Source organism: Streptomyces sp. NPDC111516, from assembly GCF_055635345.1.
Genome location: NZ_JBVKBV010000015.1, coordinates 111,572 through 123,408 on the forward strand (window position 1 = coordinate 111,572; position 11,837 = coordinate 123,408).

General features: G+C 69.6%; 9 protein-coding genes and 4 pseudogenes. 6 read left to right on the forward strand and 7 right to left on the reverse strand.

The window, feature by feature from the left end:
• Nucleotides 1-438: 438 nt before the first annotated feature.
• The 4 genes and pseudogenes from ACZ7L9_RS25655 to ACZ7L9_RS25670 form a co-directional block, all read right to left on the reverse strand.
• Nucleotides 439-952, reverse strand: a pseudogene (locus ACZ7L9_RS25655) (ATP-binding protein); the annotation flags it as partial.
• A gap of 16 nt (nucleotides 953-968) precedes the next feature.
• Nucleotides 969-1,181: pseudogene (locus ACZ7L9_RS25660) on the reverse strand (FAD-dependent oxidoreductase); the annotation flags it as partial.
• A gap of 67 nt (nucleotides 1,182-1,248) precedes the next feature.
• Nucleotides 1,249-1,848: a hypothetical protein gene (locus ACZ7L9_RS25665; RefSeq protein WP_471418560.1), complete on the reverse strand. Its 600-nt coding sequence runs from the start codon at nucleotides 1,846-1,848 to the stop codon at nucleotides 1,249-1,251.
• A 132-nt stretch (nucleotides 1,849-1,980) separates the two neighbouring features.
• The gene (locus ACZ7L9_RS25670) at nucleotides 1,981-2,379 is read right to left on the reverse strand and encodes a hypothetical protein (RefSeq protein ID WP_471418561.1); all 399 of its coding nucleotides are present in this window, start codon (nucleotides 2,377-2,379) and stop codon (nucleotides 1,981-1,983) included.
• Between the two features lie 127 nt (nucleotides 2,380-2,506).
• Here ACZ7L9_RS25670 and ACZ7L9_RS25675 point away from each other — a divergent pair, with 127 nt between their 5' ends.
• Nucleotides 2,507-3,751, forward strand: a complete 1,245-nt coding sequence (locus ACZ7L9_RS25675) for a cytochrome P450 (RefSeq protein ID WP_471418563.1) — start codon at nucleotides 2,507-2,509, stop codon at nucleotides 3,749-3,751.
• A gap of 111 nt (nucleotides 3,752-3,862) precedes the next feature.
• On the opposite strand, the gene ACZ7L9_RS25680 is transcribed toward ACZ7L9_RS25675, so the two are convergent.
• Nucleotides 3,863-4,291 (reverse strand): helix-turn-helix domain-containing protein, encoded by a 429-nt coding sequence (locus ACZ7L9_RS25680; RefSeq protein WP_471418566.1) that lies wholly within the window; start codon nucleotides 4,289-4,291, stop codon nucleotides 3,863-3,865.
• Between the two features lie 113 nt (nucleotides 4,292-4,404).
• Between ACZ7L9_RS25680 and ACZ7L9_RS25685 the strand changes: the two genes are divergently transcribed.
• From ACZ7L9_RS25685 to ACZ7L9_RS25705, 5 genes and pseudogenes are all read left to right on the forward strand, one after another.
• Nucleotides 4,405-5,361, forward strand: coding sequence for an NAD(P)/FAD-dependent oxidoreductase (locus ACZ7L9_RS25685; protein WP_471418568.1), 957 nt, complete (start codon nucleotides 4,405-4,407; stop codon nucleotides 5,359-5,361).
• Between the two features lie 6 nt (nucleotides 5,362-5,367).
• A complete protein-coding gene (locus ACZ7L9_RS25690; protein ID WP_471418570.1) occupies nucleotides 5,368-6,852 on the forward strand; it encodes an MDR family MFS transporter in 1,485 nt (494 codons plus the stop codon).
• Between the two features lie 92 nt (nucleotides 6,853-6,944).
• Nucleotides 6,945-7,595 (forward strand): class I SAM-dependent methyltransferase, encoded by a 651-nt coding sequence (locus tag ACZ7L9_RS25695; RefSeq protein ID WP_471418573.1) that lies wholly within the window; start codon nucleotides 6,945-6,947, stop codon nucleotides 7,593-7,595.
• A gap of 74 nt (nucleotides 7,596-7,669) precedes the next feature.
• Complete coding sequence (locus ACZ7L9_RS25700; protein ID WP_471418575.1) at nucleotides 7,670-8,464, forward strand: class I SAM-dependent DNA methyltransferase; 795 nt, start codon at nucleotides 7,670-7,672, stop codon at nucleotides 8,462-8,464.
• 278 nt (nucleotides 8,465-8,742) lie between these two features.
• A pseudogene (locus ACZ7L9_RS25705) lies at nucleotides 8,743-9,558 on the forward strand (aminotransferase class III-fold pyridoxal phosphate-dependent enzyme); the annotation flags it as partial.
• A 147-nt stretch (nucleotides 9,559-9,705) separates the two neighbouring features.
• On the opposite strand, the gene ACZ7L9_RS25710 reads toward ACZ7L9_RS25705, so the two are convergent.
• A complete protein-coding gene (locus tag ACZ7L9_RS25710; RefSeq protein ID WP_471418576.1) occupies nucleotides 9,706-10,410 on the reverse strand; it encodes a M56 family metallopeptidase in 705 nt (234 codons plus the stop codon).
• Nucleotides 10,411-11,486: 1,076 nt separating this feature from the next.
• Nucleotides 11,487-11,647: pseudogene (locus ACZ7L9_RS25715) on the reverse strand (IS1380 family transposase); the annotation flags it as partial.
• Nucleotides 11,648-11,837 lie beyond the last annotated feature (190 nt).

Consider the following 11,837-nt stretch of genomic DNA (forward strand, 5'->3'; position numbering starts at 1 on the left):
GCGGGGCGTCGAGCCATCAGCGATCATTCTGCCAACGGCCAAGACGGTTTCGAACGCGCCGGCGGCCACAGCCGTCATCCACAACGCGCATGCGCCACGAACCGGCGCGGGCGGCACCCGCACAGCCGCGGACGCGGCGCCCAAGTCAGAGGAAGGGCTGGCGGGCGGGTCCTGCTGCGCAGTGCGCCACATCGTGGTCTCGATTCGTAACTGGGAGGAGCGGTCGTTCTGCATTCCCGATACTCCAGGCACGGCACGGCTGCGGCCCGCCTGCTGGCCGGTGGATCCCTCCGGGGGTTGTCCCCACCACGCCGCTCAGCGGCCGCCCGCCGAACTTCTCCGGGCACCCGGACCCGGCCGTCACAAGATCAGCGCCAGAGCCCGTATTTCCCCGGGGCTGAGTTCACCTAATTCCCCAGCCCCGGGCGCCGATGGCGGCTACTTGACTGACGGCTTGGCGGGCTTGTCGGTGGGGTTCTTGGGGCGCTTGTTCGGACGGTAGCTGGGGCCGTTCATGATGACCTGGTGGCTGGTGTTGATGAGCCGGTCGAGGAGGGACTCGGCGACGACGGGGTTGGGGAAGAGGGGATACCAGTCGCTGGGCGCCCGGTTGCTCGTGATGATCAAGGACCGCCCCTGCCGCTCGCTGACCAGTTCGTAGAGGTCGTCGGCGTGGGCCGCGGAGAGCTGGCGCATGGCGAAGTCGTCGAGGATGAGCACGTCGGGGCCGTACCAGTTCGCGGATCCGTTTCTCCCAGGTGCGGTCCGCGTGGCCGCCGGCGAGTTCGGCGAGGATCCGGCTGGTCTTGGCGAAGCGGACGTGGGCGCCCTGCCGGACGGCGAGGTGTCCCAGCGCCTGGGCGATATGCGTCTTGCCCACCCCGACCGGGCCGAACAAAATTACGGACTCGCCCGCATGCAGCCAGCGCAGGGCGCCCAGGTCCCGGATCTGGGGTCCATCGGGCCACGTCGAGCGGCGGGCAGCCAGTGGCGACGAGGCGGTCGAGCAGGCCCCACCGGGCGAGCCGGGCGATGGAGGGCTGGTGCACGTAGTGGGTGGACATGGTGTCGCTGGGGAAGGTCGCCCGGTCGAGCAGGAGAACCCGGTGGCCGGCCCGCGCAAGCAGCATGGCCGAGGTCGCTCCGGCGACCCGGGCACCGACGACTATCGCGTCGTACATGGTGGTCTCTGCCTCCTCGGCATGGTGGCGGAGCAGGTCCGCCTTACGGTGGGTTGGGAGTCCCGCATCACCCGGCGTCGGTGCCGAGGACGGTGGCGACTGGCCGCCGGGGGCTCGTGCCCGCGGCACGCCCCGGACGACCGATGCGGAACGTGACGAGTGCCTGTCTGCCGGGGTCGCCGACCAGTTCCTCCAGCGCCTTGCCGAAGCGCGGCGGAAGGCCCAGTTCGCGTTCCCGGTCGGCGCGGACGGTCATCATGTTGAGGTGGCCGACGGCCAGCCCTCTGGCGGTGGCGAACAGGTGGACGCGCTGGAGCAGCCGCCCGCCACGCATCCGTTGCGCCCTGTCGTCCGCGTCGGCCACGGTGATGATTCCGAAGGCGGCGGCCGTGGCCACGTGCACGTTGCGTGTGTTGCGCAGCCAGAACCGGTCGGCCGTGCGCCGCGAGGGCGCGGGCAGCCGCTTGCCCCACGTGCTCATCAGGGGCGGCATGCCCTGGGTGTCCACGGTCATCCCGTCACGGCTGCGCTCGATCTCACGGTCGGTGCCCCGATACCAGCGGTGGCCGGCGAGCGACTGACCCTCGTCGGCGATGACGGCCTCGGTGGCCTCGACGAGGAGCCGCGCGACCCGGTCCCGTTCCCCCTCGTCGGCGAACCAGAGCAAGGCGGGGCCGCCGGGGTCGTGACCGGCGAGCGCGGCGATCTCGTCGAGCAGTGGCCGGGGCAGCGACTGACGCAGGAACGGGCCACGGTTGGTGCGACGGTGCGGTATGGCGTCGTACAGCTCGGACGGGACTCATTCGCCGGAGGTGAGCCGCATGACCGCCGCGTGCTCGGGCCGGGCCGGGTCGGGCATCAGGCACAGCTCGGGCTCGTGTCCGCGGACCCGGGCAGCGAGCACCATGTTCTCCAGGGCGCAGCCGAGTCCCACGTAGAGTTCGCGGTCGAACGGGTCGAGTGCGCCCTGCCGGCGGTTGAGGTCGGCGTACACGTCGATCCGGGTGGAGTGGTCGCCGACGGTGAACCGCCACGGCTGGACGTTGCGGGCGTTGGCCGCCAGGATGCCCGCCGCGATCACTCCGTCCGCGCCGTCCCGGCTCTCCCAGGCACGCCAGGCGTCGAAAGCTGCTCCCCGCGGCGGCGGTGCCGCGTACGCGGTCATCGCGGTCACGGGGTCGAGCGGTTCGGTTCCCATGGCTGGCTACCCTCGGGGCTGGGCGCGCGCGGGAGGGAGTGCCCTTTGGAGGGTGTATGCGAGGTGCCCGAACGACCACGGCGTCGGCGGCTGGTCGGACACCGGACGGTGGCCGGATCCTCGGCCCATGACGGAGACGACGACGGCTTCCACCACGCGGAGCCCGGAAGAGCATCTGATCACTTTCTTCGACCCGGCGAACCGCCCAGACCCGTACCCCGTGCTGCACCTGATGCGTGAGGCGTCGCCCTTCTACGCGATGGACGGCGCGCTGCTGGTGCTGGGCCGGCACAAGGACGTGGAAACCGTGCTGCGCTCCCCGTTGGCCAGCGCCGACCGCGGCAAGTCCAGGATTCTCAGTACGGATGCGGTCGAGTCGCGCAAGGATGTCATGACCTTTCTCGACCCTCCCGACCACACCCGGCTGCGGGGCCTGGTCACCCAGGCGTTCACGCCGCGCATGGTTCAGAGCCTGGAGGGCCGGATCAGGGAGATCGTCGACGACCTGGTGGACCAGGTGGCCAGGTCCGGCTCGCCCGTCGACATCCCGAGCGTGTTCTCCTATCCCGTCCCGGTGCGGGTGATCTGCGAGATGCTCGGGGTCCCGGCGGAGGACCACAAGATCTTCGGCACCTGGTCCACGGTGCTGGGGCGGGCGCTCGACCCGCTGATGGCGGCGAACCGGACGCCGGAGATCGACAAGGAGGACACCGAGACCCGGGCCGCCTTCTACCAGTATTTCCGCGACCTGATCGCGTCCGGCGGCGCCCGTGGCGAGGGTCTGCTGGCTCGTCTGGCACAGGCGGAGGAGGAGGGTGACCGGCTCTCCGAGAAGGAGCTGCTCGCCACGCTGGCGCTGCTGGTGATGGCCGGGCACGAGACCACCGCCAACCTGATCTCGCACGGCATTCTCACGCTGCTGCGCCATCCCGACCAGCTGGCTCTGCTGCGAGAGGAACCCTCCCTCGCGTTCCCGGCGGTGGAGGAGATCCTCCGGTTCGAGCCGTCGGTACAGATCCTGCACCGCATGGCGAAGGAACCCATCCAGCTGGACGACTTCGAGATTCCGGCGGGCATGGATGTGCTGCTGCTGGCGGCGGCCGCCAACCGCGACCCCGAGGTCTTCGACGACCCCGACCGCTTCGACATCACCCGCGCCTCCGGCCGACGGCTGGACCACCTGTCGTTCTCCAGCGGAGTGCACCGCTGCCTGGGCGCGAACCTGGGCAAGCTGGAGGCGGCCCTCGCGCTGCAGGCGTTCTTCTCCCGGGTGGAGAACCCGCAAGTGGTGACGGAGTCCCTGGAGTACCGCCCGCACGTGATTCTCCGGGGTCCGGAAAAGATGCGGGTGTCGTTCTCGGGGGTCCGGTAAGGCCTGACGTCCCGGTGTCTGTGGAAGCGGCCCGGGGCGCGGGGGCCGGGCAGGCGCTCGGTGAAACTCCGCGAGCAGAACCCCTCGCGTCAGCCGCCGCGGCGGCTGACGTCAGTGGACGTGCCCGCGCAGTTCCACCGAGTGTGCCTTGGCGGTCTGTGTTCCCTCGTTCAGCGACTCCACCAGTCGGCTGAAGCCGGGGCACTCCGTGAAGTCGTGCGCGCGGCAGCTCATCGCGTGCTCGATCAGCGTGCGCGACGCCTCGATCTCCCGGATGCGCCGCTCCAGGTCCTCGTAGTGGGCGCTCAGCAGGGCCTGACGGGCGTCTGCGTTCCCTGCGTCGAGGACGTCGCGAAGCTGTTCGAGGCTGAAGCCCGCGGCCTTGCCCCGAACGATCATCGCGACTCGGGCGATATGGCGCTTGGTGTAGCGGCGCCTGCCGTTCACCCGCTCGGCGGGGGACAGCAGCCCGCTGGACTCCCAGTGCCTCAGCACATGGGGGCGCAGATCGAACCGTTCGGCGAGTTCACCAATGGTCATTGTCGGCTCCGCACCACTTGACTTCATGTTGACATTAACTTGCAGAGTTGGGTCCAGGTCAAGCCGATCAGACACGTCACACGACACAACGGGAGCGGGCACAGGACATGGACATGGACATGGACATGAAGGACGTCATCATTATCGGCGGAGGCCCTGCCGGGATGTCGGCGGCATTGACCCTGGGCCGGACTCATCACAGGGTGCTGCTGGCCGACAGTGATGACGGACGCAACGCGCCGGCCGAGGCGATGCACAACTTCCTGACTCACGAGGGCACTTCGCCCGCTGCCCTGCGTGAACTCGGCCGGGAGAACCTGGCCGCCTACCCGCACGTGGAAGTGCGCTCCGTGGCGGTGGACGCCGTGCGCCGACTGACCGATGAGCACTTCGAGGCGACCTTGGCCGACGGCACCGTGGTGGAGTCGCGTCGGCTGCTGCTCGCCACCGGGCTGCGGGACGAGATGCCCCCCGTGCCCGGCGCCGCCGAGCTGTGGGGCAAATCGGCCTTTCACTGCCCGTACTGCCATGGATACGAGGTCACGGGCAAGAACATCGCGGTGCTCGGCACCGGCCCCGAGCGGGTCAGGCTCGCCCTCCAACTGAGCCGCTTCGCCGCCGACATAGTGCTGTGCACGGGCGGCGAGCCGCTGGAGCCGATGCTCCAGAACGTACTGGAGACCAATGACGTCACGGTCCGGCCGGAGCCGGTGACCGCGCTGGTCGGTGAGACGGGCCAACTGCGCCACATCGCCTTCGAGGGCGGTGGAACGCTAGGGCGGGACGCCGTCTTCATCAAGACCGTGCTGCACCAGCGTGCCCCCTTCGCCCAGCTCCTGGGCTGCGCCATGTTCCCCGACGCCAGCGTCGAGGTGAACGAGTTCGCGCAGACGAGCGTGCCCGGCGTCTACGCCGCCGGCGACATGGCGCGCCGCGCCACGGTGCCCGCGCCCATGGCCGCGGTGATAGCGGCAGCCGCCAGCGGCACGGTGGCCGGGGCGATCATCGACCAGGACCTGCTCAGCGCCGAGTTCAAGCTACCCAACCCGTTCGCGTCCGGGAGGGCGTGAGAGCACATGACCGAGAGCATTCCCGCTGAGCCCGAAGAGTCCACCCGCGACACCTCCGGCCAGGAACAGACCAACCGCAGCAACGTACCGCTCGCCTCGATCGCCCTGGTCCTCGGCATGCTGCTGAACGTGCTCGACCAGACCGTCGTGGTCATCGCGCTGCCGGAGATCACCGCTGACATCGGCGGTGCCGGGAGCTTCAGCTGGGTTGTCACCGCGTACGTGCTGGCGGCCACGGCGACCGGCGCCTTCTACGGACGGATCAGCGACCGCTACGGACGGCGTGCGGTGTTCATCGCCGCCGTCGTGCTGTTCACTGTCGCCTCGCTGCTGTGCGGCATGGCGCAGTCGATGCCGCAACTGATCGCCGCCCGCGTGGTTCAGGGAATCGGCGCCGGCGCGCTGTTCGTGATCCCCACCATCGCCCTGTCGGAGCTGTACCCGCAGCATCTGCGCGGTAAGGTCCAGGGGCTCACAGGCGCGGTGTTCGCGCTCGCCAGCGTCGGCGGGCCGCTGGTCGGCGGCGCCATCACCGACGGGCCCGGCTGGCGCTGGATCTTCTACATCAACGTACCCATCGGCGTGCTGTCCGTCGCGCTCTGCGCCATCGCGCTGCGGCTGCCGCGGGCCGGCGCCACAGACCGTGTCGACTACCCCGGAGCGGTCCTGGTGGTCGCCGCCGTGGTCAGTCTCCTGCTGGTCACCGAGTGGGGCGGTCGCGAGTACGACTGGGGCTCCGCTCAGATCATCGGGCTCGCTGTGGCATGCGTCGCGCTGTTCGCGGCGTTCGTCCAGTGGGAGAAGCGCGCCGCCGATCCGCTGCTGCCGATGCGGCTGTTCGCCAATCCCGCGCTGCGTCTGATCCTGCCCGCCACGGCCGTCCTGGGCACGCTGCTGTACGGGTCGGTGGTGTTCATGCCGACCTTCCTGCAGACCGCGTACGACTGGAGCGCCACCCGCGCCGGGCTCGCTCTGACCCCGTACTTCATCCCGTTCATCGTCGTATCGGCGATCGCGGGCGGCAAGGCCGGCAAGAGCGGGCGGTTCAAGCCGTACCTGCTGGCCGGCGCGGTGGTGCTGATCGGGGCGTTCGTACTGCTGGCCACCATCGACCCGAACCGGGACTACTTCTACGCAGCGGGGGCCATGGTGGTCCTCGGCGCCGGATTCGGGCTGCTGATGCAGAACCTCGTGGTGGTGTCGCAGAACGCGGCGGCACCGCGCGACCTCGCGGCGACCACGGCGGCCAACCTCTCCATGCGGGGACTCGGCATGGCCTTGGGTGTGGCGCTCTTCGGCAACCTGCTGGCACGCGAGGTCGGCGACGGCCCGGTCTCCCCGGCCGCCACCGCCGAAGCGATCCCGGACGTGTTCGTCTGGGGCGTGCCGCTGGCCATGCTGCTGCTCCTGCTGCTGGTCCTGGTGCCCCGCGTCAGGCCGGGCCCCGCCCAGGAGAAGACGGACACCGAGGCCAAGCCCTCCGCGGCCTGATCCCCTTTCGGAAAACCGACCGTTACCCACAGGTGAGGAGAGGCCGCACGACAGCCTCTCCTCACCGCCACCACGCACCGGAGACAATCGACATGCGCCGTCCGCTGAACACGGCACTCCGCGGCCTCATGCGCCTCGCTCCCGTTCACCGCCACGCCCACCGGGAACCCGGCGGGATGGGCATGAGCAGCGTCTGGTACGACCGGCTCTCCGGGCGGCTACTCGGCGGGCTGTACCGCCGGGCCGCCTCGGAAACCTCGTCCGTGCCCGCCGGCGGCGCCATCCTCGACATCGGCACCGGCCCGGGGCACCTCCTGCTCGCCGCCGCCCGCAGGCGCCCGGACCTGGCACTGCACGGGCTCGACATCGCTCCCTCGATAGTGCGCCGAGCCCGGCACCATGCGGCTGCCCAGGGGCTGGAAGACCGCGTCACCGTGCACCTCGGCGACGCGGCGCACCTGCCGCTGGAAGACGGCACGATGGACCTGGTCGTCACGACTCTCAGCCTGCACCACTGGGACGATGTCCCCGGCGCCATCAGTGAAGTGGCCCGGGTGCTGCGGCCCGGGGGCCGGTTCGTGGTCTACGACTTCCGCTCGGTGACGGCCACCCTGCCGACCGGAGCCGTGGCCACGGCCCCCCAGTTCGCCGGCGCCGCGGTGGAACACGATCTGGTCCGGGCCTTCGCCTGGATCCCCTTCCCACCGTTCGCCCGGCTCGCCGTCCGCCTGTCGGCGGACTGACCGCTCAACCCGCCCCCGACGGCCAGGCCGATGGAGCCTGGCCGCACTTCTCTCCTCGGAGGTTGACTCCCAGCATGACCACTCAGGAGAACTACGGCCCCACCAGCTACGGCGAGGAACTCGCCGACATCTACGACAACTGGATCGTCCGTCTCCAGGAGGACACCGAGCCCACCGTGCGTTTCCTCGCCGACCTCGCGGAGCACGTCGCGAAGGACACCGGGGAGCGGCGCGTACTCGAACTCGGCGTCGGCACCGGACGCGTGGCGCTGCCGCTGGCCGCCCGTGGCGTGGACGTCACCGGAATCGACGCCTCCGAGGAGATGCTGGCCGGACTTCGCGGCAAGCCCGGCAGCGACACGGTGTCGCTGGTGCACGGCGACTTCGTGACACCGGACGTGCAGGGCCCCTTCGGCTTGGTCTACGTCGTTTTCAACACCCTCTACAGCCTGGCCACCCAGGAGGAACAGACACGCTGCCTCGCCAGTGCGGCGGCGCTGCTCCCGGACGGCGGCGCTTTCGTCTTCCAGGGCTTCGTGCCCGACACCGCGCGCTTCGAGATGGCGCGGCAGAGCGGGCAGCAGATGGAGGTGGCGCGCAGCGGCGTCACGAGCCTCAACCTGGGCATCGCCCGCCACGACCCGGTCCGTCAGCACATGTACCCGCACTACAGCCTCAAGGACTCGGACACCGAGCGGGAGCACACCGTACGGTTCCGCTACGTGTGGCCGAGCGAGCTGGACCTGATGGCCCGGCTGGCCGGGCTCACCCTGGAGCACCGGTACGCGGACTGGGAGGGCGGCGCCTTCACCGCCGGGAGCCAGGCCCATGTGTCGGTGTACCGCAAGACGGGCCCCGTCCAGCCATGACGGAACGTCAGGGCCCGTCCGCGCGAGTGGCGGTGATCGGCGCCGGATTCGCCGGCCTGACCGCCGCTCGCGCTGGACACCTGGCAGCGCCGGGTGGACGACGGCTCCGCGGGCACCGTGTGGGCCGGCTTCTGCACCAGTTGGTTCAAGACCGGGGACGGGGTGCTCACCGACAACTGGCCCTACCGCAGAAAGCACCGGTGACCTGCACTACGTACCCGATCAGCTCGCCCGAACGGAACTAGGAGGAGGAAGGGCTCCGCCCTACCGTGCTACGCATGACAACATCCGAGACAGGCAATGGACTTGAAGCAGCCAAGGCGGTCGCCGCCGATGACGCCGCACATGTCTTCCGCGGCTGGGTGCAGCAGGGCACGCACATGGCTCTGCCGGTGGCCGGAGCGGAGGGATCGTGGTTCTGGGACTACGCCGGCAACCGCTATCTCGACTTCTCCTCCCAGCTCGTGTACGCCAACCTCGGGCATCAGCATCCGCGGCTGGTGTCCGCGATCAAGGCCCAGGCCGACCGGCTGTGCACCATCGCCCCGCACTTCACCGAGGAACGGCGCGCCACCGCCGCCCGCAAGATCGCGGAGCTGGCTCCCGAGGGCCTGAACCGGGTTCTGTTCACCAGCGGCGGCGCCGAGGCCGTGGAGCACGCCGTGCGGCTCGCGCGGCTGCACACGGGACGGTTCAAGATGCTGGCCGCCCACCACTCGTTCCACGGCGCCACCTCGACGGCCATCCAGCTCACTGGTGATCCCCGCCAGTGGCGCAACGACACCGGTACGGCGGGAGTGGTCCGGTTCTTCCCGCCGTACCTGTACCGCTCGGCGTTCTACTCCGAGAACGAGGCGCAGGAGTGCGCACGGGCGCTGGAGCACCTGGAGCAGGTGATCGTCCTGGAGGGCGCGCGGACCATCGCCGCCATCGTGCTGGAGCCGGTCGGCGGCACCAGCAGTGGCGTGCTCGTCCCGCCGGACGGCTACCTGGCCGGGGTGCGGGAGTTGTGCGACCGGTACGGGATCATGCTGATCCTGGACGAGATCATGGTCGGCTTCGGCCGCACCGGCGCCTGGTTCGCCTCCGACCACGAGGAGGACGCCCGGGAGGGTCTGGCCAGGATCGACGAGGCGCTGACTGTCGCGGACGCGCGCGTGGCGTGACGGCGGGGACACCACTTCCCAGGCCCGTTCCTCCGTCTCCCGTGCGGGCGGGAGACGGAGGAACGGGTCAGCGGCTCAGTAGAAGGGCGTGAGCGGCTCTCCGACGACGGCCGCCAGGCAGCAGTACAGGATCAGTGCCAGCAGGACCAGGACGCACAGCAGCAAGCGGCGCAGGTGACAGCAGCGCAGAAATCTGGCGAACCGCTTCGCGCCGTGTTCCAACTGCTCGACGCGGGCGGCCAGCGCGGTGTCACCGCCCATTCCTGCGCCGATGCCCGGTCGAGCGGAATCGGGCAGACACTTCACCAGGGCGCTCGCGACGACGCTGGGCGCGGCGAAGGCCAGGGCGGCCTGGTCCGCCGACAGTTCCTGACGCGTCTTCACATGGTGCGCGACGACGCGCGGGCCCGGCACGAACCACAGAGTCGAGGCGACCGTCTCCACGACGAGCCGCCCCAGCGGATGCCGGCGCCGGGCGTGGTGCAGCTCATGTCCGAGCACCGCGGCCAGTTCGTCGTCGGTCGTTCGCTGCGTCAGGCCGGTGCTGATGGCGACCACGGGCCGCAGCAGACCATGCGTGACGGCAATGGGTTTGTCCGCGTCGAGCTGGACAAGCCTGACATCGTTATCACCCACACCACCGACAGACTGGGCGATCGCCAACAGCCGTTCGCAGGGCGGAAGGGCATGCCCGTCGATCCACCGGGCGGCCCGCCAGGTGGCCAGGAGCCCACGCACCCCCACCGTTACGGCCACCGTCAGGGTCACCAGCGCGACCACGACTCCGGCGCCGAGGACGATGGCATTGAGCGTTTCCGCGACCCCCCGTCCCGGCCGACCTCCGGTTGCTGCCGCCAGAGCCGCAATAACATGTAGACCAGCACATCGAACGAGACCAGCCCGGTCAGGGCACACACGGCCATCACCGCCCGAGCGGTGAGGGTCCGTGGTATGCCGTTACGAAGCCGCACCAACTCGAAACACTCCCCATAACCGATACATCACGTCTGCTGTCAGTTCGGAAGCGCGTAGTACGACCACGCCTCCCTGCGCCCCTTCGACGCAACTCGCGGACATCATGAAACCCGGAGATGCACGCCGTACTCTGTCCACGCTCCGAGCACGCATCAACGGCACCACCGCTCTGCTCGAAGACGGCCGCCCCCTCGATCCGACACCGCTGGACCGGTACGAAGTCCTGGCCACCACCCGGAAACCCCAACGCCATCTCACCTGCATGGATGAAGTATTCGGCAAGGGCAGGGACTGGAGGGCGACCTCCTCGTCAAGGCCGCCGTGGACAGAACACCCAGGGCGTCTTCACGATGGTCATGGCCGCGCTCGTCGACTACAGCGACAGCTCCCCAGCAACCTCGCCCGAGGCGATCGGGCTGCAACAACGACCTGAGACGCTGGTCCCTTTGCCTCCGAATGGGAGACCGTGCTGGGGACGGTCGCGAGAGGTTCGGCGTAGGCCACGCAGTCGGTCATCATGCCGTCACTCGCAGACTCCGTCAACATCCTTCAATACTGCCGGCGCACCGTCGAACTAGCCGGCTGCCAAAGAGAAACACCTCAGTTCAAGACGCTGAACTTGACAGAGAAGATGACGGACTCAAGGGCCTGGCCCGTTGCCTGGCCGGGGCAGGACACCAGGAGAACGGCCGAGGCAATGTCAGCTGGTTCACGACCCCGCCCCGGCCTGCCTGGGCCACGCCCGCGGCCCGACGGCTGCTGCTCGACGCGGTCGCCGAGGCGATCGACACCACAGACCCGCTGCCAGGCCTGGACACGTCGGTGCACGTCCTCATCGACGAGATCCGCGAGGTCGCCCGCGCGGCTGCCGCCGACGCCGAACTCACCGCCGCCTGCGGCACGCAGGCTGGTAGGTCGAGGGCGATCTGGACGATCTCCAGCCGGGCCGGGGTCTGTGCGTGGGGGGAAGGTTTCGCAGACCGGTGTCGCGGACGCCTCGGATGCGGTCCTCGCAGCGGGCCCACTGGCGGTTACGCAGTTTCCAGGGCGGCGACCCGGCCGCCCTCCGGCCGGTTCCCGAGCGGTGGAGACCGGCCTCTTGACCTCGGTGGTCCCAAGCCACTAATTTGCGATCGGCGTCTATTCACAGCTACCGGAAGGAGGCGATCCTCAGATGTACACCAGCTCTGACCTCGGTCGCCTCGCCCAGTGCACAGTCTGGGTCCCCGGTC